Annotated in this window: 13 protein-coding genes; 5 read left to right on the top strand and 8 right to left on the bottom strand. The window is 72.6% G+C overall.

Annotation, left to right across the window (positions count from 1 at the left end):
- Positions 1–184 precede the first annotated feature (184 nt).
- Together ACGFNN_RS08245 and ACGFNN_RS08240 are read right to left on the bottom strand one after the other, a co-directional pair.
- Positions 185–2,893, bottom strand: a complete 2,709-nt coding sequence (locus ACGFNN_RS08245; RefSeq protein WP_393554010.1) for a family 78 glycoside hydrolase catalytic domain — start codon at positions 2,891–2,893, stop codon at positions 185–187.
- 11 nt (positions 2,894–2,904) lie between these two features.
- Positions 2,905–4,428 (bottom strand): alpha-L-fucosidase, encoded by a 1,524-nt coding sequence (locus tag ACGFNN_RS08240; RefSeq protein ID WP_393554009.1) that lies wholly within the window; start codon positions 4,426–4,428, stop codon positions 2,905–2,907.
- A gap of 50 nt (positions 4,429–4,478) precedes the next feature.
- On the opposite strand from ACGFNN_RS08240, the gene ACGFNN_RS08235 reads away from it, so the two are divergent.
- A complete protein-coding gene (locus ACGFNN_RS08235; protein WP_393554008.1) occupies positions 4,479–6,653 on the top strand; it encodes a beta-galactosidase in 2,175 nt (724 codons plus the stop codon).
- Here ACGFNN_RS08235 and ACGFNN_RS08230 read toward each other — a convergent pair.
- From ACGFNN_RS08230 to ACGFNN_RS08210, 5 genes are read right to left on the bottom strand one after another with little or no spacing between them, the layout of a single operon-like run.
- Positions 6,644–9,661 (bottom strand): glycoside hydrolase family 2 TIM barrel-domain containing protein, encoded by a 3,018-nt coding sequence (locus ACGFNN_RS08230; RefSeq protein WP_393554007.1) that lies wholly within the window; start codon positions 9,659–9,661, stop codon positions 6,644–6,646. The genes ACGFNN_RS08235 and ACGFNN_RS08230 overlap by 10 nt on opposite strands.
- A 56-nt stretch (positions 9,662–9,717) precedes the next feature.
- Positions 9,718–12,270, bottom strand: a complete 2,553-nt coding sequence (locus ACGFNN_RS08225; protein ID WP_393554005.1) for a family 78 glycoside hydrolase catalytic domain — start codon at positions 12,268–12,270, stop codon at positions 9,718–9,720.
- Positions 12,267–13,649 (bottom strand): four-carbon acid sugar kinase family protein, encoded by a 1,383-nt coding sequence (locus tag ACGFNN_RS08220; protein WP_393554004.1) that lies wholly within the window; start codon positions 13,647–13,649, stop codon positions 12,267–12,269. The genes ACGFNN_RS08225 and ACGFNN_RS08220 overlap by 4 nt, the downstream gene beginning before the upstream one ends.
- Positions 13,646–14,911, bottom strand: a complete 1,266-nt coding sequence (locus ACGFNN_RS08215; protein ID WP_393554003.1) for a RuBisCO large subunit C-terminal-like domain-containing protein — start codon at positions 14,909–14,911, stop codon at positions 13,646–13,648. The genes ACGFNN_RS08220 and ACGFNN_RS08215 overlap by 4 nt, the downstream gene beginning before the upstream one ends.
- A gap of 53 nt (positions 14,912–14,964) precedes the next feature.
- A complete protein-coding gene (locus tag ACGFNN_RS08210; RefSeq protein ID WP_393554002.1) occupies positions 14,965–15,972 on the bottom strand; it encodes a zinc-binding dehydrogenase in 1,008 nt (335 codons plus the stop codon).
- Between the two features lie 237 nt (positions 15,973–16,209).
- Here ACGFNN_RS08210 and ACGFNN_RS08205 point away from each other — a divergent pair, with 237 nt between their 5' ends.
- From ACGFNN_RS08205 to ACGFNN_RS08190, 4 genes are read left to right on the top strand one after another with little or no spacing between them, the layout of a single operon-like run.
- Positions 16,210–17,931 (top strand): hypothetical protein, encoded by a 1,722-nt coding sequence (locus ACGFNN_RS08205; protein WP_393554001.1) that lies wholly within the window; start codon positions 16,210–16,212, stop codon positions 17,929–17,931.
- Positions 17,928–19,340, top strand: a complete 1,413-nt coding sequence (locus ACGFNN_RS08200; RefSeq protein WP_393554000.1) for a glycoside hydrolase family 28 protein — start codon at positions 17,928–17,930, stop codon at positions 19,338–19,340. Before ACGFNN_RS08205 ends, ACGFNN_RS08200 begins: the two co-directional genes overlap by 4 nt.
- The gene (locus ACGFNN_RS08195; protein ID WP_393553999.1) at positions 19,337–20,689 is read left to right on the top strand and encodes a glycoside hydrolase family 28 protein; all 1,353 of its coding nucleotides are present in this window, start codon (positions 19,337–19,339) and stop codon (positions 20,687–20,689) included. Before ACGFNN_RS08200 ends, ACGFNN_RS08195 begins: the two co-directional genes overlap by 4 nt.
- Positions 20,670–22,367, top strand: coding sequence for a DapH/DapD/GlmU-related protein (locus ACGFNN_RS08190; protein WP_393553998.1), 1,698 nt, complete (start codon positions 20,670–20,672; stop codon positions 22,365–22,367). The genes ACGFNN_RS08195 and ACGFNN_RS08190 overlap by 20 nt, the downstream gene beginning before the upstream one ends.
- Here ACGFNN_RS08190 and ACGFNN_RS08185 read toward each other — a convergent pair.
- Positions 22,319–24,370, bottom strand: coding sequence for a hypothetical protein (locus tag ACGFNN_RS08185; RefSeq protein WP_393553997.1), 2,052 nt, complete (start codon positions 24,368–24,370; stop codon positions 22,319–22,321). The genes ACGFNN_RS08190 and ACGFNN_RS08185 overlap by 49 nt on opposite strands.
- Between the last annotated feature and the right edge of the window lie 21 nt (positions 24,371–24,391).

Raw genomic sequence — 24,391 nt, 5'->3', positions numbered from 1 at the left:
TCACGACGCCCGGCCCTCCCTCTGCTCGATGAGCTGGAGGGAGTACCGGGCGTCGTTGACAGGGCGATCCTGGTACGGCACCAGGTCGTGTCCGGCGGACGTTCGTGGATCAGCCGGACAGGACAAAGCCGCGCGGCGTTGCCCACCCTCCGGACGCGGCTTCCGACGGGGCATTCCTGCGACTTCACCCACCGTGCGGACCGGCCCCCGAGGCAGGCTGCACACCGCACCCGCAGTCCACGTCGCTGCCCGCGACGAACGGGTGGCCCGTCACCGTGACAGGCCGGTCGTCGGGGGCGTAGGGCACCTCGACGACATGTCGCCCCGCGCCCCGGGACAAGGGCGCCCCACCGCCCGGTGGGTGGATGTCGGCCCGCGTCCCGGGCGGCACCAGGACGTCGACGACCAGAGTCGTGCCCTCGATGCGCCAGCCTGCCTCCGCCCTTCCGAACGGGGTGAGGTGGGCCGCGCGCGCCCAGGTCAGGGTGGCGCCGGGTATGGGTGCCACCCTGATGCGACGCCAGCCGGGTTCGGCGGCGGCCAGGCCGGCCACGGTGCGGTGGAGCCAGTCGGCGACCGAGCCCAGGGCGTAGTGGTTGAAGGAGGTCATCTGCCCGGGATTGACGCTGCCGTCGGGCAGCATCGAGTCCCAGCGTTCCCAGATCGTGGTGGCCCCCATGGTGACGGGGTAGAGCCAGGACGGGCAGTGCCGTTCGGCGATCATGCGGTGGGCGAGCGGCGCGTGCCCGGCCAGGCAGAGCGCCTCGCAGATCAGCGGGGTTCCGGCGAAACCGGTGGCGATGCGGAAGCCTGATCGGCGCACGAGCTGTGCGAGACGTTCCCCGGCTCGCCGCCGCTGCGTCTCGTGCGTGAGGAGCCCGAAGGAGAGTGCCAGGGCGTACGCGGTCTGGGAGTCGGACGCCAGGCGGCCGCTCGGGGTGACGAACTCGTCGGCGAACGCGCTGCGCAGACGGGACGCGAGGGCTCGGTGGCGGGCGGCGTCGCCCTTCTCGTCGAGCCGTTCCGCGATCTCGGCCAGCAGATCGGCGGAGTGGACGAGGTGGGCAAGGGCGACCAGTCCGGCATCGGTGCGGGCCGCGGCGGGGTCGTCGGGGGGTGCTCCCGGGTCGAGCCAGTCGCCGAGCTGGTCCGGGTCGTGCCACAGGCCGCCGCCCTCGGTCTCCTCGCCTGCCGCGCGCGCGATCCACGCGGTCATGGACGGGTACTGGGCGCGCAGCAGCCCGAGGTCGCCGGTCTCCTGGTACAGCGCCCACGGCACCAGGACGGCGGCGTCGCCCCACAGCGCGTGGGGCCGGCCGCCCATCGGCGGGTCGAGGATGTCGGGGACGACCAGGGGCACCGAGCCGTCGGGGCGGGCCAGTTGTTCGGCTGCGAGATCACGCAGCCAGCCGGACAGCATGCCGGAACAGCCGTGGAGAAAGGCCGCGGTGGGAGCGAACACCGCGATGTCGCCCGTCCAGCCCATCCGTTCGTCGCGTTGCGGGCAGTCGGTGGGGAGGTCGACGAAGTTGCCGAGCAGCGAGTGGACGACGTTCTCGTGGAAGCGGTTGAGCAGTGGGTCCGAGGAGTCGAACCAGCCGGTGCGCTCCAGGTCGGTGTGGATGACGACGGCCTCGACGGCAGCCGGGTCGAAGGGCCCTGGCCAGCCGTCGAGTTCGGCGTATCGGAAGCCGTGGTAGGTGAAGGTGGGCTCCCAGGTCTCGGGCTGCCCCGTGCCGCGCAGCACGTAGCTGTCGGTGGCGGCGGCTTGGCGCAGTGGGCGCAGGGCGAGTTCGCCGTTCTCCAGGACCTCGGCGTGGCGCAGGGTGACGGTGTGTCCGGCAGGGCCGGTGACGCGTATCCGGAGTCTGCCGACGAGGTTCTGGCCGAAATCGGCGACGGTTCGTCCGGAGGGTGTGGTGAGGACCTCGCGGACGGGGACGGTGCGGGTGCGGCGTACCGGCGGACCGGTGGGAGCGGTGATCCGGGCGGTGGGCGGGGGCAGTTCGCGCACCCGGGACCAGTCGTGGGTGTCGTGGCCGGGGCGTGACCACCCTTCCCGCTCCAGGCGGGCGTCGTAGTGCTCGCCGTCGTACAGCTCGGAGCGCAGCAGGGGGCCGGCCGTCCAGTGCCAGGCGCCGTCGGTGGTGACGGTCCGCACGGTGCCGTCGGTGTGGCGTATCTCCAGCTGGGCGAGGAGGGCGCGCCGGCGTCCGTAGTGGTGGCGGCGGCCGCCGTCCCAGCCGAGGCGTCCCGTGTACCAGCCCTCGCCGAGGAGGGCGCCGATGGTGTTGGTGCCTGGTCGCAGCAGGGCGGTGACGTCGTGGGTGCGGTGGCGCAGGCGGTGGTTGTAGGAGGTCCAGCCGGGTTCGAGGACCTCGTCGCCGACACGTAGGCCGTTGATCTCTGTCTCGTGGAGGCCGTGGGCGGTGATGTAGAGGCGGGCGGAGGCGATGTCGGCGTCGACGTGGAATTCCCGGCGGAGCAGGGCGACCGGGAGAGGGCCCTCCTCCCCGCCGGTGTCCGGGGTGACGAGCGTGGCCTTCCAGTCGGCGGGGTCCAGCAGCCCGGTTTCGACGGTGGCGGGCTCGGACCAGGGACTGGGGGCCTCGTCGGCGCCGCCCCACACCCGCACCCGTACGGTGGCCCGGTCGCGGGAGGCGAGCGGGGGGCCGGGCCAGGGGACCAGCACGGAGTCGTCGCCGGGGGTACGGCCGGTGTCGGCGAGTACCGCGCCGTCGGTCCCTTCGACGCGTATGCGGTAGGCGCTCTGGGTCCAGTCGGGCTCGTCCGTGACCGCCCGCCAGCTGAGTCGCGGGGCGGATTCGCCGATGCCGAGGGGGTGGCGGTGGTGTTCGAAGGTGGGGCTGGTCACCGTCTTCGGGTACTGCACGGCAGGTCCTCTCAGTCCAGTTCGATGCGCAGGACCTGCGCGTAGGGCGTGGGGGGCGGCCCTGAGGGCAGGTGGACGTCGAGGCTGTCCCTCCCCTCGGTCCAGCGGACGGGTGTGTCGGTGCCGAGCAGGGTGATGCGCCGGGGCATGTGGGTGACGAGACCACGGGAGAGGGCGAGGCTCTCGATCCGGACGGTGCGGTCGTCGGGCCAGGCCATCAGGAAGGCGTAGAGGGTGCGGCGGTCGGCGCCGACGGTGAAGCGCAGGTCACGTGGGGTGTAGATGAGCGCCTTCTCGCGCGCCCGGTCGCCGGTGACGTTGGTGGGTCCTTCTCCGTAGACCTTCCAGGGGCGGCTGCCGAAGACCGCTTCGCCGCACCGGTCGGTCCAGGCACCGAGCGAGTCGAGGACCGCACCGGTCGCGTCGTCGATGGTGCCGTCCGGGCGCTGCGGGACGTTGAGGAGCAGGCAGCCGTTCTTGGAGACGGTGTCGACGAGCAGGTGCACGATCTCCGGGGCGGTCTTGTAGCGCTCGCCGTCCGCGTAGAACCAGTCTCCGATGCTGGTGTCGTACTGCCAGGGGTGAGGGTCGAGGCCGCCGAGCTGCCCGCGTTCGACGTCGAGGAGTACGGCGCCGCGGTCCTCGTCGGGGATGGTCTTGATGGAGACGGTCCCCTCGGGCCTGTGGGCGTAGTAGTCGGCGAGGAACTCCAGACCGCGGCGGCTCGGCGGGGCGGCCTGGCAGACGCTGTCCTCGTCGAAGGGCATCCGGGAGTCGTCCAGGTAGACGAGATCCGCTTCATGGCGCAGGGCGACCTCGCGCAGCCGGGCGTAGAAGTCGTCGACGAAGTCCGCGTCGGGCTTCTCCCCGGGGCGGCGGGGCCTGCCGTAGAGGGCTCGTGGGTCGAGCCCTTCCCACCAGGTGCCGGCGCCGTCGGCCGCGGTGAGGTGCCCGTCGTAAGGGACACCGGCGTGAGGGCCGTCGGCGTCCTGGCCGAACGCCGCGTCCAGCCAGCGCCAGGTCCAGGATCCGGCGTGCATGCTGACACCGAAGCGGAGACCGGCGGCACGGGCGGCATCGGCCCAACGGGCGACGATGTCGGTGCGCGGGCCGACGTTCACGGAGTTCCACGGCTGACGGGTGGAGTCCCACAGGTCGAAGTTGTCGCAGTGCGTGGCAAGGGAGACGAAGTACCGGGCGCCCGCCCTGCGGAAGCGGTCCATCAGCTCCTCGGGGTCGAAGCGTCCGGCTTCCCAGGAGTGACAGAGGTCCTTGTGGCCGAAGACGGAGGGATGGCCGAAGTGCTCCCGATGGTGTGCGGTCTGACGTGCGGTCCGCTCGCGTTCGAATCCCTCGGTCCCTTCGTAGGGTCCGTAGAGGTGGCGGGCGTACCAGTCGCCTCTTCGGGCGGCCGACTGCGGGCCCCAGTGAGCCCAGATGCCGAGCTTCGCATCGCGGAACCAGTCCGGCACCCGGTGGGTGCGCAGCGATTCCCAGTCGGGCCGGAAGGTGCTCAGGGTGTGTTCGGTGGTCATCCGACGTCCTTTCCCTTGACGGCATTCAGGTGGCATGCCACCTTCTGGCCATGTCTGACTTCTTGGAACGAGTGGAGCGACTGGAACTACCGGAGCGAGCCGCGGGCGCCGACAGGGTGCGGGTGGGGGCCGCGTATTACCACGAGTACCAGCCCACGGACCGGCTGGAGACGGATCTCGATCTCATGGCCTCGACGGGGCTCTCGCTGATCCGGGTCGGCGAATCGGTCTGGTCCACCTGGGAGCCCGCGGACGGGGTCTTCGACACGGACTGGGTGGTGCCCGTCCTGGACGGGGCGCACGCGCGCGGCATCCGGGTGCTGCTCGGCACCCCCACCTACGCGGTGCCGCCGTGGCTGCAGCGCGCCCACCCGGAGATCGCCGCGGTCAGGGCGGACGGCGGCCGGGTGCCGTGGGGCGCCCGGCAGGAGGTGGACTTCACGCATCCGGTGTTCCGGCGGTACGCGGAGCGGGTGGTACGCCAGGTCGCGGCCGCGCACGCGGACCACCCGGCGGTGGCCGGGTTCCAGGTGGACAACGAGCCGGGCCTGCTCCTCCTGCACAACGAGGGGGTGTTCGAGGAGTTCGTGTCCCGGTTGCGCGCGCGGTACGGGACGGTCGACGCGCTCAACGCGGCATGGGGACTGACCTACTGGTCGCATCGCCTGTCGTCCTGGGAGGAGTTGTGGAGGCCCGCCGGCAACACCACCCCGTCCTACGATCTGGCCTGGCGGCGCCATCAGGCGGAGCTGACCGCCGAGTTCATCGCGTGGCAGGCGGGCATCGTGCGCGAGTACGCGCGCCCCGAGCAGTATGTGACGACCTGTCTGGCGGTGACCCGACCGGCGGTGGACGAGGAAGCGGTCACCGAGAACCTGGACGTGGCAGCGGGCAACGTCTACTACGTCGCGCAGGACGAACTCGCGCTGCCCGACCGGGGCCGCCGGCACGAGGGCGGCTGGTTCGGCCAGGGGGTATGGCAGCTCCACCAGTCGGCGGACCGGCTCCGGGGCGCACGCCAGGAGCCCTTCCTGGTCACCGAGACCAACGCCTCCTCCGTCGACACCTCGCACTCGGGCCGCCCCGGCTACGACGGACAGTTGCGGCAGGTGGCCTGGACCCTGGCCGCGCGGGGCGCGCGTCTGGTGCAGTACTGGCACTGGCACACACTGCCGTACGGGGCGGAGACCTACTGGGGCGGCATTCTCGGACACGATCTCGAGCCGGGCAGGGTCCAGCGTGAAGTCGCCCGGGTGGCAGGCGAGTTCGAGACGGCGGGCGAGGCGCTGACCGGTCTGGTCCCGGACGCGGACGTCCTCTTCGTACGGTCCGTGGAGAGTGACTGGGCGATGCAGTGCCAGCCGCCGCTGGCGGTGCCCGGGACCTTCGACCCCGATCCCCGTGCGTACGGGCGCATCTTCGGCGCCTTCTACAAGGGCTTCTTCGATGCGGGCGCGCAGGCCCGGATCATGTCGCCACGTCAGTTCGCGGCGGCGCTGCGTCACTCCCCCGGCGCTCTGCCCGGGACACTGGTGGTGCCCGCCCTGTACGTGTGCGACGACGAACTGCCCACTCTTCTCGACGCGTACGCGCACTCGGGTGGCCATCTGGTGCTGACGTTCCGGACCGGGTACGCCGATGAAGAGGCGCGGGCCCGGGCCGGGACGGCACCCGGTGCGGTGCTCCGGGCGGCGGCGGGGGTCCGCTGTACGGAGTACTCGAACCTGCCCGGGTCCCTGACCGTCACGGCGGCCGACGACTCCGGTCTGCGGCTTCGCCCCGGAGCGCGGGCCCTGGAGTGGGCCGACGGCCTGGAGACGGAGGGCGCCGTGCCGCTCGCGCACTACGAGCACCCGCACTTCGGACGGTGGCCGGCCGCCACCGTCCGGGACCATGGGCGTGGCCGGGTGACCTATGCCGGGACCCTGCCGGACAGCGGGTTCGCCGAGGCGCTGGCCCGGCATGTGACCGGTGGAGCGACCGCGGCCGCGTGCTGGGGCCCGCTGCCCGCGACCGTCCGTGTGACCTCGGCCCGCAACGCCCTCGGGGAGCGGCTCTGGTTCGTGCACAACTGGGCGTGGGAGCCGGTGCGGGTGCCCGTCCCCGAGACGGTCCGGGACGTGCTCGGCGGGGAGCGCCTCTCCCCCGGCGCCCCGCTGCCGCTGGGAGCGTGGGACGTACGGGTGCTCCGCGCGGACGGCGCCGACGAGGGGGGTCACGGCTGATCTCCGGCAGTGACCGGGTGCAGCAGGAACTCCATCCGCCAGGAACGGGGGCGTAGTTGGTGCCGGTCCAGCGGAGCAGGCCCGCAGGAGGCACTGCCAAGGCCGTACTGGGCGGCATCCAGGTGGAGGTGGAGCCGGTCGCCCGGCACCAACTCGTGTGGGTGCGCTGCCGCTTCGAGCTGTTCGACGGACCAGGGGCGGACGGTGAGGCCGAACAGCCCGTCGGGCCGGGCCGCCGAGACGCGAAGGCCCAGGCCGGTTTCGGGGTCGACGAGTTCGGCCCGGCGGACGTCCGCGCGCCGCCCGTTCTCCTGCGGCACGACGTAGGGGGTCTGGAGAGCGGCCACGTCCGAGGTGAAGAGGCCGACTCGGGCCGCCTGGGCGCTGTCCGGGTACGCCTCGCCGGGGCCCTTTCCGTACCAGCGGACGCGGGTGTGATGTGCGGGCAGGGTGAAGCGCAGGCCGACGCGCGGCAGGGTCAGGCCGTCCCAGGGGCCTTCCGGGATGACGTCGACAGCCAGTCTCAGCGCCTCCCCTTCCATGCCCCAGGTGTGGTGGACGCGCAGACCGTGCGGCAGTCCGTCCGGCGCCCACCGGGAGCGGACGAGCAATTCGTGCGGGCGCCGCTCGACGCTCTCGGTCCGGGGCACCAAGCGGTCCAGCCCTGCCTTGCGCCAATGGCGCAGCACGGAGTTCTCGCCCATCCCCCGGTCGTTGTCGGTGGGGGCCCGCCATACGTCGAGGAAAGGGCCCGCGAGTTCCAGGCCGTCCAGGTCACGCAGCAGACCTGAGCGCTCGTCGAACGTGGCGGCCACCGGTGACCGCCCGGCTCCGGTGGCCGGCGTCCGGGGAGGGGACGTACCGACGCGGGCCTGGGCCCACGCGACCTCGTGGCCGGCCGGCGCCCACGGTTCGTCGGCCGCCAGCACGGCGCGAACGGTCAGCCAGCTTTCCGTCCCGGTCGCGTGCTCGTGCCCGGCCGGTTCCGCTGCCGACGGCGGACCGGGCTCGGGCAGTTCCGGGAAGGGCACTTCCCCGACGCTGCGGGCGGCCACCGGTGGCGCCTTCAACTCCCCCTCCGCCACCGGCGTCTCGTCCCTCTCCAGGACCCAGACGAACCGCAGATGCGACAGGTCCCGTACGTCGTGACGGTTGCGCAGCCCGATGCGTCCGCTGACGGGGTCGATGTCGATCGCGACCGGCTCGATGGCCTTCTTGTACGCCGCGAGACCGGGTGAGGGGGTGCGGTCGGGGAAGAGCAGCCCGTCGATGCAGAACGTGCCACCGTGCGGGCTGTCCCCGAAGTCGCCTCCGTAGGCGAAGTAGGTGTCGCCGTTCTCGTCGGTGCGGCGCAGGCCGTGATCGATCCACTCCCAGACGAAGGCCCCCGCGCATCGCGGGTGGGCCTCCAGACTGCGCTGGTAATCGGTCAACGATCCAGGGCCGTTGCCCATGGCGTGCGCGAACTCGCAGAGCAGGAAAGGGAGTCCGCGTCGGCGTGCTTCCGTCGCGGGGCTGTCGGCGGTCTCGGGGGGCGGCTCCTCCTCGTAGCGGCCGATGCGGTCGACCTCGTCGACGGGGGCGTACATCAGGCTGTAGAAGTCGGAGTGGCGGTAGGTGCGGTCGCGCTCGTAGTGCAGGGGCCGGGAGGGGTCGCGCTCCCGTGTCCAGTCGGCGATCACCCCCAGGTTGGTGCCGTGGTGACTCTCGTTGCCGAGGGACCAGATGACGACACTGGGGTGGTTCTTGTCGCGCTCCACGGTGCGCCGCATCCGGTCCCTGATCATCGGGAGCCATCTCGGGTCGTCGGCGGGGTTGCCGGCCCAGTCGGAGTGGATGAAGCCGTGGGTCTCCAGGTCGCACTCGTCCACGACCCACATACCGAGTTCGTCGCAGAGGTCGAGGAAGGCGGGGTGCGGCGGGTAGTGCGCCGTGCGAACCGCGTTGATGTTGTGACGCTTCATCAGGAGCAGGTCCTGGCGCATGGTGTCGAGGCCGATCGCACGGCCCTTGTCGGGGTCGTGTTCGTGCCGGTTGACGCCGCGCAGCAGTACGGGGACACCGTTGACGGTGAAGCGGCCGTCGCGGACGGCCACGGTGCGGAAGCCGATGCGCAGCGGGACGGGGCGGGCGCCGGAGAGCGGGGCGAGCTCGGCGGTGTACAGGCGGGGCAGCTCGGCGCTCCATGGTTCGACGCCGGGCAGGTGGAGCGGCAGGTCGGCGGGGTGGTCGTGGACCCCGAGGGCGGGCAGCGTCACCAGGGCGGGGACGTCGCACTCGATCCGCAGGGTCCCGCTGCCCTGCTCGTGGTCGTAGGACGCGTGCACGAAGTGGTCGCCGATCGAGCCGGGCGGGACCTCCAGCAGGGTCACATCACGGAAGATTCCGGGCAGCCACCACATGTCCTGGTCCTCCAGGTAGCTCCCGGAGGACCAGCGGTGGACACGTACCGCAAGGTCGTTGCGGCCGGGTCGCAGCGCGGGGCCCGCGTCGAACTCCGCGGGCAGCCGGCTGCCCTTGGAGGTACCGAGCTCGATGCCGTTGAGCCAGACCTTGAAGCAGGAGTCGACGCCGTCGAAGCGCAGCACGGTGCCGGCGTCGCCCGGGGCCGGCCAGTCGTCGGGCAGCTGGAAGCAGCGGTGGTGGTCCCCGGTCGGGTTGGCGTCGGGCACGTGCGGCGGGTCGATGGGGAACGGGTAGGCGGTGTTGGTGTAGCGCGGTACGTCGTGGCCCTGGAGGACCCAGTGGCCGGGGACGGTCAGCGGTGACCAGGCGGGGTCGTCGGCCGCGGGGCCTCCGGGCGTGAGGAAGTCGAGGGGCGCGTCGGCGGTGGGTGACAGGCGGAAGGACCAGGTGCCGTCGAGTGTCAGCTGCCTGCCGCCTCGGGAAAAGTGGGCCCTCGGGGCGAGCCGGCCGGTGCCGGGCGTCAGGTCGGTCCAGTAGGCGGTGGAGTCCGCCGGGTCGCCGTCCCGCGGTGCGGGCGCCGTGTTCCGGTCCGTGTCGGTCATCGGTCCCTCGGCTCGGGTCGCAGGATGTGGTGGCTTCGCCGGTTCCGATCGCTCGCTCATCGCCGCGCCCAGTCGCCGGGGACGGTGAACTCCCAGCTGCCGGGGTCCACTTCGCGTACGTCCCGGCCACCGCCCGGGAGTGGCAGCTCCACCTTGGAAGGTGCGCCGGGCGGCAGTGTGACGGTCAGCCGGAACTCCTCCGGTGTCACGTGCCAGGCGACGGCGGCGCGTCCGCGCGGTGTCTCGTACCAGGCGCTCGCCCGGGTGAGGCCGCCGACCGGGGCGGGCCGTACGACGATGCGTTCGTAGGCTACGGAGTCGGCGGCCTGCCGTAGCCCCGCCAGGGAGGCGGTGAGCCATTCGGCGGCGGCGCCCAGCATGAAGTGGTTCTGGGAGGAGCCGCGGGTGGGGCCGTCCCAGCGTTCGGTCAGCGCGGTGGCGCCGTGGGCGATCTGGTAGCCGTAGCTGGGGCTGTCGGTGCGGGAGAGCAGGTCGGCGACGACGTCGTCGCGTTCGTGCGCGGACAGGACGCGCAGCAGCGCGGGCAGGGCGATCTCACCGACGGTGACGTGGTCCTCGGCTGCCCGGATGGAGCGGACCAGGTGGTCGAGCACGGCGGGAGCCTCCTCGGCCGGGACGGCGCCCATCTCCAGGGCGAGGGCGTCACAGGCCTGGCTGCCGCTGCCGTAGGTGTGCTGGGCCGCGTCGAAGAACTCCGTGTGAAAGGCCCTGGCAATGCGGTCCGCGAGCTGTCGGTGGGCAGTGGCGTCGTCGGGGCGGCCGATCGCCTCGGCGATGTCGCCCAGCGCCGTGGCGATGCGGTGGTGCGCGTAGGTCGCGGTGACGGCCTTGGGGGTGGAGTCGTCGAAGGCGATCCAGTCGGCCAGCCCGTGGTGCAGCAGCAGCCCGTCGTCCGAGCGGGAGTGGAGGTGTCCGAGGTAGCGCAGCATGTCCGGGTAGTGGGTGTGCAGGGTCCTGGTGTCGCCGTAGGTGCGGTAGAGGTGCCAGGGTGCGAGGACCAGTGCGCCTCCCCAGTTGGCGTCGTCGCGGAACTTGTCCTCGAACACCGTGTACTCCGGGGCGATACCGGGCACGAGGCCCGTTCCGGTCTGTGCGTCGGCCATGTCGCGCACCAGCTTGCGGTAGTACGCGGCGACGTCGTAGCCGCCCGCGACGGCGGGGAAGACGAGGTGGGTCTGCTCCAGCCAGCCGAGTTTCTCGCGGTGCGGGCAGTCGGTGAGGACGCTGAACATGTTGCCCTGGACGGCCCGGTCGATGATGCGGTGGATCGAGTTCAGCAGGTCGGACGAGCAGCTGAAGCCTCCGGCGCGGGTGTTGGCGGCCCTCATGACCTCGCCGCGCACGGTGTCCGGCGCGGGGTCGCCGGGGAGACCTTCCACCTGGAGGTAGCGGAAGCCGTGGTACACGGTCGCCGGGGCCCAGTCCTCGCCGAGCGGGTCGCCTCGCAAGGTGTAGCGGTCGTAGCAGGGGGCGCCGGTGAAGCGCTGGTTCACCGTGCCGTCGTCGGCGAGCAGTTCGGCGGGGCGGATCACCACGGACGCGCCGGCCGGTCCGGTGACCGTGAGACGCGGCCGGCCGGCGATGTTGACGCCGAGGTCGAAGACGTGGACGCCGGGCTTCGGTTCGACGGCGGACACGGGGGTGAGGGTGTCCACGACCTCGACGGGCGGGTGGGTGCGGGCGTTGAGTGTCACAGCCTCCACAGGGGTCTCGACGGCGGAGCTCCAGTCCGCGCGGTCGTGTCCGGGGGCGTCCCAGCCGGGCCGTTCGAGGCGGGCGTCGTGCTCCTCCCCGCCGAACCAGGCGGACAGGGTGACGGGGCCCGGAGCGGTCAGCCAGGTCTCGTCGGTGACCAGCGTGGTGGAGCTGCCGTCGGCGAGGACGGCGTGCAGCACCGCGAGGGCCCGGGGGCGGCCGTGGTCGATGTGGAGTTTGGCGTAGCGTCCTGGGACCCGCGGCGCGTGCGCGATGCCGTTGCCGAGGCTCAGCCCCACGGTGTTGTCGCCGGCGCGCAGCGCGTCGGTGATGTCGTGGGTGGCGTAGACGAGACGGGTGCCGTAGTCGGTGTAGCCGGGTTCGAGGAGCGCGCGGCCGGTGGGGACGCCGTTGACGGATGCCTGGTAGGAGCCGAGGGCGGTGGTGTGGAGCCGGGCGGTGACCGGGGCGGACGGCAGGTGGAAGTCCCTGGCGAGCAGGGGGAGCGCGTCGGTGCCGCCGGTGTCCGGGGCGGTGATCCAGCGCGCGCCGGACCAGTCGGCCGGGGTGGGCAGACCGGTCTCCCAGGTCGCGGGGGAGCTCCAGGGCGAGAGTCCGCCGTCGTACCGGACCTGGACCCGCCACCACACGCGCCGGCGGGCGCCGGGCGGTTTGCCGTCGTACCGGACGCAGGTGGAGCGGGCGTCCTCGACCGTTCCGCTGTCCCAGAGGTCGCAGTCGCCGGAGGCCAGCAGACCGGGATCGGTGGCGGCCTGGATCCGGTACGCCCGCTGCCGGCGGGCGGGCCGCCAGGACAGATCGGGGTGCTGATCGTCGATGCCGAGCGGCTCGGCGAGATGGGCCGTACGCAGAGTGTGCGGTGCGGTCGTCACGTCCCGGGCTCCCTGGGTGGGTCGGTGGTCGGATCGGTGGCTCGGACAGTTCCAGCGGTCCGGTCGAAGAGGTCGGCCGGACCGGCCTGGCCGCCCTTGAGGACGGCCGTGAAGCCGTCGAGGCGCGGGTCGTCGCAGGTCAGCCGGCACAGGGCTGCCCCGGGGGTGAGCAGGGTGTCGATCTCGGCGGCGCGGACGCCCAGGCGGGCGGCCACCCGTCCCGCCGTGTCACCGCCGGCCACCACGGCGCGGCGCACCCCGGCGTCGAGTACGGCCGCCCGTACGGCGTGGGCGAGGGTGGCCCCGAGGGAGTCCTCGGGGTCGGACGCGGGCGTGTCGCGCCGCCCGGAGGGCACGGCGTGCACGACGACGCCGGGCGCTGTGCCGTCGAGGGCGCGCAGCACCGCCTCGCGGAGCCGTCCCAGGGCGGCGGCCGAGGTGTCGCACCCGTGGTCCGGATCCACCGGCACGGCTACGCAGGGCCAGCCGCGGTCCGTGGCGTGGCGGATCTGGGCGGCGGTGCGGGGGGCGCGGCTGCCGGAGACCACGATCACGCGGGCGGGGCGCGGCGGGCCGTACGGCCGCGTGAGCTCGGTATCGGCGAGGATCTGGCCGGCGGCGAGACTGAGGCCGCCGGAGCCGAGGGCGTAGACGGGGGACGGTCCGCCCATGAGTGCCAGTCGGGCCGCGAACCGTGCGTGTGCGGGAGTCAGGGCGTCCAGGACGACGAGCCCGGGAGGGCGGCCGGCCGCCGCCTCGAAGGCGGACCTGGCATCGGAGAGGGGCAGTTCGTAGGCCGTCAGATCCAGCCCGGCGACGTGGAGTCCGGTCTGCCCGGCAAGGTGCGTCCGGAGGTCGGACTCCGCCATGGGGGTGACGGGGTGTCGGGACATGGTGGGCTGGCGGTCGAGGCGGTGGACCCGGCCGTCGTCGTCCCGCGCGAAGTGGTGGCCGAAGGCGGTGTACCGGCCGAGGTCGGGCTGCGCGGCGAGTACGGGCACGGGCACCGGGCCGAACACCTCGCGGCCGGTCTCGGCGGCGCGTCCCAGGCTCCCGGTGCCGGGCGAGGAGTCGGCGGTGGAGCAGATCTTGTACTGCACGAATCCGGTGCCGGTGGCGCGCAGTTCCTCCAGGGCGGGGCGGATGGTCTCGGCCATCCGGGCGGTGGGCAGCGCGCGGGCGGTGCCCGCGACCCCGATGACGTCGTACAGTCCCGTGGCAGCGGCCGTCCGCACGGCGCCCGGGTCGAAGAGCAGCACTCCGCGCAGACCGGCACGGTGGAACTGGGCGAGGGCGTCGGTGGACCCGGTGACGTCGTCGCCGTAGAACGCCGCCAGGGGTGCGGGCACCGCGCGCACCGGGTCGAGCCGTGGCGTCATCCGCGGATCCCCGCGAACCGCTCGACGGCGAGGGCGAGAGCCCGGTCGTGGGCGGCGGCCTCGGCCAGCGATTCGCCCTCGGCCGCGGCTCGCCAGGCCGCGCGCATCGCCGCCACCCCGGCGGCCGGGCCCAGCGGGTGGGCGTGGATGCCGCCGCCGGCCAGGACCAGGAGGTCGTGCGTACCGGTGAGTTCGAGGGTGCGGTGGGCGATGCCGGGCCACTGTCCGGAGGAGAGTACCGGCAGGGCCTCGTAGCCCCCGAGGAAGGGGGCGCGCATCGCGTGGACGGAGGCGACGACGTCCTCGTCCGTCTCGTAGAACTTGCCGGCGATGCCCCCGACGTGGAGTTGGTCCACACCGGAGAGCCGGGCCAGCTTCTGGAAGACCAGGGGGCCCAGGCCGATCTGCGGGCTGCGCAGCAGCGCCCCGCTCATGGCGCGGTGCCCGTGGATCGGCAGCGTCGCACGCTCGCGCAAGTGGGCCACGCCCGCCAGTCCCACGGCCTGGACACACACCATCACGCAGGTGCCTCCGGTCTCGCGCACCAGGTCGTGGTTGGCTTCGAGGCGCCCGATGTCGTCCGTGATGTTGAAGGCGTACATGGTGCGGCGGCCGGTGGCGTCCGCGGCTCGGTCGAGCTCCTCGTTGACGACCCTGATCCGCTCGCGCAACGGGGCGTGCGAGGGGTTCCCGTTGAGTTCGTCGTCCTTGATGAAGTCGATTCCGGCCATGGCGAGTTCGCGGACCAACGGGCGCAGCTCGTCGAGCCGGAGGCCGATTCCGGGCTTGACGATCGTCCCGATCAGGGTGTTGTCGGGGGCGTCCATGAGGCGGCGGGTGCCGGCCGTCCCGAAGGCCGGGCCGGGGTAGCGTCCGGCGAACGCGGCGGGCAGGTCGAGATCGACCAGGCGCACGGCGGCCATCTCGCGGAGCTCGAAGAGGTTGCCCGCGACCGCCGCGAGCAGGTTCGGCATCGAGGGGCCGAAGTTGTGGAGGGGGAAGGCGATCCGGACACGGGCACGGTGCGGGCGCTTTCCGGCTCCCGGAGGCCTGACCGCTCCGGGCAGGGGAGTGTTCCCGGAGTCCGGCAGGCCGGTCACGTCGAGGACGGTCGCCCCGAACCACTCCCGCAGTGCGTCACTCTCGCCGGGAACGCGCACGAAGGTGCCGGTGGACTGCTCGCCGGCGAGCACTCCGGCCGCCTGAGCGGGCGGCAGCCAGCTCTCGATGTCGTAGACGGCGACGACCTGTTCGTCCGTCATGTCTGCCTCTCCTGCGTGGGTCCGTCGGGGTCAGCTCCTGCGGGGAAGTTCGGTCAGCGGGCCGGGTCCAGCAGGAGTTTCATGGCGTCGCTCCCCCGGTCGAGCGCCTCGAAGGCCTCCTGGGCCCCGGCCAGCGGCGCCGGTCCGTCCGCGATCAGGGGCCGTACGTCGAGCGCGCGGCCGGCCACGGCGCGAGCCGCGGCCCGGAAGTCCTCGGGGGTGTACAGGGAGGAGCCCTTGACCCGGATCTCCTTGAGCACCAGGGGGTTCAGCCCGGCGCGCACCGCTTCACCGAACATCGGCAGCACCACGACAGTGCCGCGCGGGCGGCAGAGGGCGAGCGCCTCGTTCATGCAGTCGGGGTGGCCGGAGGCGACGACGACGGCGTCGAAGGCGTCGCCCCGTCCGTCGCCCGCCACCGCTCCCTCGCGTGCGTCCAGGGTGCGGCAGCCGGTCGCCCGGGCGGCCAGGGCGAGCGACGAGGGTCGCACATCGGTGACGAGGACGTCCTCGGCGCCGTGCAGGCGGGCGGCGGCCGCGGTGAGGTGGCCGATGGTGCCTGCGCCCAGCACCGCGAGCCGGGTTCCGTGACGTACGCCGGCTGTCCCCACGGTGTGCCAGGCCACCGCCGCGGGCTCGATCAGGGCACCCTCCGCGTACGTCAGATCACCGGGCAGTGGCACCAGCGAGTGCTCCGGCAGCACGACGAACCGGGCGAGCAGGCCGGGGAGCCCCGCCCCGGGAAGCCGGCGGTGTGCGCACATGTGCGAGAGCCCCCTCTCGCAGCGCACGCACCGCCGGCAGGCCGCCAGAGGCAGCACGGCGACCTTGGAGCCCGGCACGATCGCTCCGCCGGGGGCCTCCACCACCCGGCCCGCCCCCTCGTGACCGAGGACCACCGGCGGCTCGCGGAAGGGATGGCGGCCGCGGAAGGCCGCGGTGTCGCTGCCGCACAGTCCCACCGCGCGCATCTCGACCAGCGCATCCCCTTCACCGGGGCTCGGGATCCCGGACTCCTCTATCTCGATCACGCCGGCCCGCCTCAGCACGGCACTGCGCATCAGCCCTCCGACCACTCCCCCACCCCTGCCTCTCGCATGGCTGGCATGCCACTTGGAGAGGGGTGGACGTCCGGAACCGTAGAACCCCTGGAGGGAGGCGTCAACACCCCCTGCTCTCCCAACACACGCCCGTGTACAGCACTTTCGCACCCCTTGACGCCCTCCACCACCACGCTTAGCGTCTTTCCCCGACACGCGCACCACTGAATCTCCGGACTTCGAGATGGCGTGGAAATGATGACTGGCATACCAGCAACCCTGCTCCTGGAAGAACGCGCCGAGCTGGCCATGAACGCCGTGGTGGGCCTGGCCGACCCCGATCTCGGCGGCATCCCCTTCTTCGGCGCCGACCTCCTCGCCGAGCCCGCGGCCCTGCGCCACGGCGACTGGGACTACGGCTCCAGCCACGGCCGCCTGACCGATGCCGCGGTGCTGGCCCGGCAGATGACCGGTGTCTCGACCTGGGGCGACACCGAGGAGATGTACAAGAAGACGCTGCTCGCGCTGATCGGTGACGACGGCCTCACGCGGCGCCGCAGTCATCCGCGCGGCCACTGGGAGCCGAACGCGAACATGATCGACCAGCGCGCCACCCTGCTCGCGCTCACCACCTGGTACCAGGAGAGCGGTGACGAGGAGGCCGCCGCCACCGCCGACCGGCTGGTCGCCGCCCTGCACCGGATCGCGGTGAAGGAGCGTGACGTCTGGTACTACCCGGCGTCCGAGTACACCGACAGCGGCTGGCCGTCCGCCAACGCGGTCCAGCTCCATCTGGCCCCGGATCCGGCGTCGTTCTGCGGACGGCTCATCATGCCGCTGCTGCGCTGGCACCGGCTGACCGGCAACGAGCAGGCCTGGGAGCTGTGCGGATGGTTCGCCCGGCTGATCACCCAACACAGCGGGGTGTTCCTGCCTGACGGCTCGTTCAACGCCGCGCTGGCCTACCGCAGCGGGCACTTCCACACCCGGCTCGGCACCCTGGACGGCCTCGCACGCTACGCGGCGGATTCCGGCGACCACGCCCTGACCGAGTTCGTCCGACGCTCCTTCGACTGGGCGCTCGACCGGTGCACCTCCTTCGGGTGGACCCCGGGCGACCTGGCCGGCCAGCGCTACGAGCACGAGACCTGCTCACTGGTGGACCTGATCGCCATCGCGGGCACCCTGGCCGGAGCGGGCCACCACCGCTACTGGGGCGTACTCGAGCGCTTCCTGCGAGGCCACCTGACGTCGGCTCAGCTCCTGGACGTCTCCTGGGTCCGGTCGGCCCCGGACCGCACGCTGGACGAGCCCGGATGGGTCACCCACCACCGGGTCGGTGAACGGCTGCGCGGGGCTTTCGCCGGTTACGGCGCGCCCAACGACTACGTCAGCGACAGCGTCCTCGGCCGGGGCCACACCGCGGACGTGCAGGCCTGCTGCGTCGGATCGGGCGTCCGCGGCCTGTTCACGGGCTGGTCCCTCGCCGTCACGGGCGACGAGCGGCTGGTCCGCGTCAACCTGCTGCTCAACCGCGGCAGCCGGTACGTCCACGTCCTCAGCCACCTGCCGCACACCGGGCGGGTGGATCTCGACATCCGCGAGGACTGCCGCGAACTGCGGCTGCGCGTACCCGACTGGGCGGGCTACGCCCAGGTGCGGGTGGTCCGCGCCGCGCCCGACGGGAGCGAGCACACCCGGCACGGACACGAACCCGGCGTGTGGGCTGCCGACGGGTCGCTCTCGGTGCGCGAGCCACGCGCGGGCGAACGCGTCACCGTCACCTTTCCCCTGGCCGAGAGCGTCACCGACGAGACCGCCGCCGGCCGTGTCTACCGCACGCGATGGCGTGGCGACGACGTCATCGGCATCGACCCCGAAGGAGTCACCCGACCCATGTACCCGAACCGCACCCCCTCGCCGCAGGCACCCCTGCGCGAGCACGCGCTGCACGTCCCCGCGAAGGAGTGGTCCTGGTGAGCGCCCCCGACCGGAGGACCTTCCTCGCCACGGCGGGACTCGCCGCCGCCGGGGTGGCGGCCGGCACCGCCTCCGCCGCGCACGCCGGCGGGCCGGCGGTACCCGGGGCGCAGCTCCGCGCCGCCCGTATCCTCGCCAGGGTCCACGACCCGCGCTTCCCGAAGCGACGGGTGCCGATCACCGACCACGGAGCTGTCGGGGACGGGGTCCACGACTGCACGGACGCCATCCGTGACGCGATCTCGGCATGTGCGCGGGCGGGCGGCGGACACGTGGTGGTGCCGCCCGGCGAATGGCTGACCGGGGCGGTCCACCTCAAGGACCGGATCGACCTCCACCTCGAGGAGGGTGCCACGCTCCGGTTCCGGCAGGAGCCGGAGGCGTACCTGCCGACGGTCCATACCCGGTACGAGGGTGTGGAGTGCTTCAACTACTCGCCCCTGGTCTACGCGTTCGAGTGCCGCACGGTCGCGGTCACCGGTCGCGGCACGCTCGACGGACAGGCCGACTGGACACACTGGTGGGACTGGACCAAGGGCGTGGACGGAGGCCCCTCGCCGCAGAATCCTGACATCAAGCAGTTGCTGGCGATGGGGGACGCGGGCACGCCCGTGCCTGAACGCGTCTTCGGGGCGGGGCACTTCCTGCGGCCCAACATGATCCAGTTCTACCGCTGCGAGGACGTGCTCATCGAGGGCGTCACGGTCCGCAACTCACCGATGTGGAACATCCACCCGGTGCTGTGCGTCAACGTCACCGTGCGGGGGGTGACCGTGGACAGCCCGGTGGGGCCGAACAACGACGGCGTCGACCCCGAGTCCTGCTCCTGGGTCCTCATCCAGGACTGCCTCTTCGACACCGGGGACGACTGCATCGCCTTCAAGGCGGGCAAGAACACGGACGGACGGCGGGTCGGCGTACCGATGCAGCACGCCCTGGTCGAGCGCTGCGAGATGCGCGACGGGCACGGCGGCGTCACTCTGGGCAGTGAGAACTCCGGGGGTATCGCGGACATCGTCGCCAGGCACTGCGTGATGGACAGCCCGCGCCTGGACCGGGCGATCCGCCTCAAGTCGAACCCGCTGCGCGGCGGTTACCTGCGCGACGTGCTCTGCCACGACATCACCGTCGGCGAGGTCGGGGACGCGGTGGTGGAGATCGCGCTCAACTACGAACGAGTGGAGAGCGGTGACTTCTACCCCGATGTACGGCGCATCGAGATCCACCGCGTCACCACCACCGCGGGGCCACGCGCCTGGACCTTCATCGGAAACGACGCCAACCCGATCCACGACGTGCTGCTGAGCGACTGCACCTTCGACGGCATGACCGGTCCGAACGAGCAGCGCAACATCGAGGGCCTGGTACTGCGCAACGTCACCATCAACGGTCAGGAGGCCTCGCCTTGACCGGCTCGCGGTCGGCCCGTCCGGCCGATCCCCCGGTCAGGGACCCCTGGGCCGAGGCGGACGCCGTGGTGGCCCGCGTGGTGCCGCCCCGGTTTCCCGCGCGCGACTTCCCGGTGACCGCGTACGGCGCGACCGGGGACGGGAGGACGGACTGCACCCTCGCGATCCGGCGCGCCGTCACCGCCTGCCACTCCGCGGGCGGCGGACGGGTCACCGTCCCGCCGGGGGTCTTCCTCACCGGCCCGGTGCGGCTGCGCAGTCACGTGGAGCTGCACCTGGAGGAGGGCGCCACGCTGCGCTTCGCACAGGAGCCCACCCGCTATCTCCCACCGGTCCTGACCCGGTTCCAGGGCGTCGAGTGCTACGGGTACGCACCGTTCGTCCACGCCCACGACGAGCGGGACGTCGCGGTCACCGGCCGCGGTGTGCTGGACGGCCAGGCGGACGAGGAGCACTGGTGGCCCTGGTCCGGACAGGAGGAGTTCGGCTGGCGTCCCGGGATGCCGCACCAGGAACAGGACTGGCCCGGCTTGTGGCGGCAGGCCGAGGACGACGACCCGGTCGAGCAGCGGGTGTACGCGGACGGACGGCACTTCCGCCCCAACTTCATCGAGTTCCGCAGGTGCCACGGCGTGCTGATCGAGGGGGTGACGATCATCCGCTCACCGATGTGGGAGATCCACCCGGTGCTCTGCACCAACGTCACCGTCCAGGACGTGGTGATCGACAGCATCGGTCCCAACAACGACGGCATCGACCCCGAGTCCTGCCGGGACGTGGTGATCCGGCGCTGCGACATCACCGCCGGGGACGACTGCATCGCCATCAAGTCCGGACGCGAGGCGGACGGCCGCCGGGTCGCCACACCGAGCGAGAACATCGTGATCGAGGACTGCGTGCTGCGTCACCGGTACGGCGCGATCACCCTGGGCAGCGACATGACCGGGGGGATCCGCAACGTGTACGTACGCCGCTGCCGCATCGGCGGCCCCGGCCTCTACTTCGGTCTGTACATCAAGACCAACTCGGTGCGCGGCGGCTTCGCCGAGAACGTCCATCTCGCGGACCTGACGGTCACTCACCTGACGAAGGAGTTCATCACCTGCGACTTCGACCGGGGTGAGGGCGACACGGGCGCGTATCCGCCGCGCGTGGAGAACGTCAGCGTCAGCCGGGCGTCGGTGGGCCGGGCGCGCCGGGGCGTGCTCGCCCGTGGCTACGCCCACGCGCCGGTCCGGGAACTCCGCCTGGAGGACGTGAGCTTCGGGGAACTGACGGAGGACGACATCGTGACGCACGTCGACGGATACGTACGCGAGAAGGTGACAGGTGGCCGCGGTGGAGGGTGAGTCGCGTCCCGGGCGGTTCGACCACTGCCCCTGGGAGTTCTGGAGCGGGAGCGGCGACGAGGAGCGGGCCGCCCAGCTCGCCCACCAGGAGACGCTCGCGCGGCAGATGCGCGCGGACGGCGGGACGGCCGAGTTCGGCGACCGGGTGTTCGTCTCCCCGTGGGCGGGGGTGCACGCCGATTCCCTGCGCATGGGTGACCGTTCCTACATCGGAGCGCACGCGGTCGTCACCGACGAGCTGTCCATGGGTCGCAACTGCACGCTCAACCCGTTCTCCACCGCCCGCGGCAAGGTGCTGATGGGGAACGGGGTGCGGGTGGGCGCGCACACCTCCCTGCTGGCGTTCAACCACGGTTTCGCACCCGGCGCGCCGGTCCACAAACAGCCCCTGACCTCGAAGGGGATCGTCCTCGGCGACGACGTCTGGATCGGCTCGCACGTGGTGGTCGTGGACGGGGTGACCATCGGCGACCACTGTGTCGTCGGGGCGGGGGCGGTAGTCACCAAGGACCTGCCGGCCTGGTCGGTCGCCGCGGGCAACCCTGCCCGGCGGCTGCGTGACCGGCGGGGCGGCCCGCCGGCCCCTGCCCCCTCCTCCGCCCGGCGGCCCGCGGGTGGTCTCGACGGGCGGCTGGAGGCGTTCGCCCGGCGTGCCCGTGAACAGGCGGGCGACGTACTGGACCGCTGCCGTACGGACGGCGGCTGGGTGGACCGTCCGGGAGCCGCGCCGACGGTGCGCGCGGTGTGCGACGCGGTGGAGATCTCGGACCTGCTGAGGGGCGGCCCCCCGCCCGGTGAGGACCGCGACGCCCTGGTGGAGCGGCTGCGGTCACTCCAGGATCCTGTGACGGGGCTGGTGCCGGAGACCGGAGGGCCCGCGCCGTCGCTGGACGACCACGCGGCGATGTACCACATCCTCTGTGTCGGCTACGCGCTCGGCCTGCTCGGCTCGCGCTTCGCGCACCCGGTACGGGCGGTCACCGGACTGCCGGCCGAACGGCTGGTGGAGCGGCTGGACTCGCTGCCGTGGCGGACCGAGGCGTGGCGCAGCGGGAACTGGGTGGACGGGGTGGGGACGGCGCTGCACTTCGCCTCCACCGGAGCCTGTGCCGAAGCGGCGGGCGGCTCCTCTTCTTCACCTCAGGCGGAGGCGCTGTTCGGCTGGCTGCTGACGCGGGCCGACCCGCGGCACGGTCTGTGGGGCGAACCGGACGCGAAGGAAGGGTGGCGGCAGCCGGTGAACGGCTTCTACCGCGTCTCTCGCGGGTCCTTCGCGCAGTTCGGGCTGCCCGTGCCGTATCCGGAGCGGGTGGTGGACACGGTGCTGGCGCACAGTCTCGATCCGGCGTGGTTCGGCCCGGAGCGGGGCACGGCGTGCGACGTCCTGGACGTGGTCCATCCGCTGTGGCTCTGCGCACGCCGTACCGGACACCGGGCCGGCGAGGGCAGGGACTGGGCGCGGGGACAGCTGGAGCGGGTGCTGGCCCGGTGGCAGGACGGAGCCGGGTTCTCCTTCGCGCTGGAGCCCGGGGAGCGGAAGGACCGTCTCCCCGGGCTGCAGGGCACCGAGATGTGGCTGGCGGTCACCTGGCTGCTCGCCGACCTTCTCGGGGTCGGCGAGGCTCTCGGCTACCGCCCCAGGGGCGTCCACCGGCCTGAGCCGGCCCGCGCCGGCTGACCGGTCCGGAGGGAACGCGTCCGCAGCACCTGGGACAGCACCTGGGCCGTCACCCAGGAGGGGTTCCAGGTGTTGCTGTTTCCCCGGTCCTGCCAGTTGGTGGGGAAGAACCCTTCCGCCTGCTCCCCCGGGGCGTCGAACCCCCACTCCCCCGGCCGTGTGCAGACACCCTGGCCGAGGGCGCCCAGGATCAGACGGCCCAGTTCGCCGTAGACCGGCCGGTCCACGAGCTCGCCCAGCCGGACGAACTCGTGGGCGGGGAAGAACACGTCGACGTGGTGGTTCTGGACGCTGACACCGGGCCATCCGGTGGTGCTGAAGCCGTGCCGGAAGGGTGTGTCCCACTGGTACACCCAGGTGAGGAGCCAGTCGGCGGTCTCCTGGGCGCGGTCGGCCCATCGCTGTTCGCCGGTGATCCGCAGCAGCTCGTAGGCGCAGAGGAAGTACGCCATGCCGCCTTCCTTGTCCTCGCAGGCGGCGTCCAGCGTGGCGCGGGCGAAGGGCGTGCCGTAGTCGTCTGCGAACCGCCGGTGGTAGTCCTCCACGAGTCCCGTCGCGTCACGGAGCAGGTGCTGCTCTCCGGTGACGTGGTACGTCTTGAGCATCGCCAGGACACAGGGCAGGCCGGCCGTGCCGGCGAACGAGGTCAGGGGCGCACCGTCGGTGCGCCAGCCGAAGGGGGGCGGACCGTCGCCGCAGGCCGCCGCAACGCCGTCGGTGAGTGCCCGGACCCACGTCCGGGGGACGTCGAGGGTGTGCCGGCGGAACAGCCTGACGATGTCGGCGAGATCGCAGAGATTGTCGCCGAAGGCGCGGGCCGACACATAGGCCCCCTCCTCTCCGTCGAACCCCGTCCAGACGCGGTCCTGGGTGTCGTAGAAGCTGAGGCGCAGTCCTGGCACGCCGGGGATGGCGCTGCCGGCGAGGTGGAACTCAACGGCTCTGCGGCAGCGTTCGACGCGCCGGGGCTCGCCGTTCTCGATGCCGAGGCGGGCGTCGCACCAGGCGAGCCGGAGGCTCTGTCCCGTCCATCCGTACATGAATCCGGCCCGATGGCCCGGGCCGGTGAACTTGAGGTAGCCGGCCGCGTCGCCGTCGTCGTACCAGCGCCGGTCGAGGGCCTCGGTCTTGAGGCGGACGAGCTCGTCCGGAGGGAGCGGGGCGGCGCCGCGCGGCCGGTACAGGGCCATGCCGCGGTGGACGAGGGTGCGGAAGCCGTGCCCCGGCCTGGTGGTGCGGCCCCAGTCGAGGGCGTGGTGGGCCCGGTGCTCCTCGCCCGGGGCGAGGTCGCGGTACCCCTGCGCGCACGGGGCGGTGCGGGCCTTGTGGACGTAGGCGACGTCGGGTTCGCCGTCGAGGAGAAGCGCGCCGCTCACCCCGAGGAGCGTGACGCCTTCGGGCCGGTGGATCGCCCCGAGCGAGCCCGGTCCGGGCCGCACCGCGTACAGGGTGGCATACCGGCCCTCCTGGCCGCTCTCCCATTCGGCGTGTGCACAGGGCACGGGCAGCCGGTGCTCCTCGACGACCAGCCCGCCGGTGTCCGCCGCGAGACGCGGGACGACGCGGCCGGGGTCGGCGGAGGGGTTGCCCCGGTAGAGCACCTGGGGCAGGGTGACGCCTTCCGGCCGGACGCCGGGCAGCGTGAGAGCGACGCCCAGGACGACATCGCGGCACGGGGCGCCGCCGGCGGGGCGCCAGGTGGTGCGCAGGTGCAGCATGCCGTCCTCGAAGGCCAGGTTGAGCAGGACCTCCAGCTCGGCGGGGCCCGAGAGGGTACAGCGGAGCTCCAGGCCGTCCCCCGTCGGCCGGGCCTCGCAGGCTCGGACGCCGGGCCGGGCGGGTGCCCAGGGGCGGCCGGTGGACAGCACGAAGAGGCCGTCGAGCGGCACTTCCAGCCGGACCTGCTCCCCTCCCTCGGTGTGACCGAGCACCAGGCACGGGACACCGCGCGCGTCGTCATCGGTGACTTCTGCGTACCTGACACCGCTGTTGATCCTCGGCATTCGCAACTCCCGTTTCTGTAA

The sequence above is a fragment of the Streptomyces sp. NPDC048590 genome (assembly GCF_043199535.1).
Taxonomy (GTDB): domain Bacteria; phylum Actinomycetota; class Actinomycetes; order Streptomycetales; family Streptomycetaceae; genus Streptomyces.
This window is presented reverse-complemented; position numbering and strand designations above follow the sequence as displayed.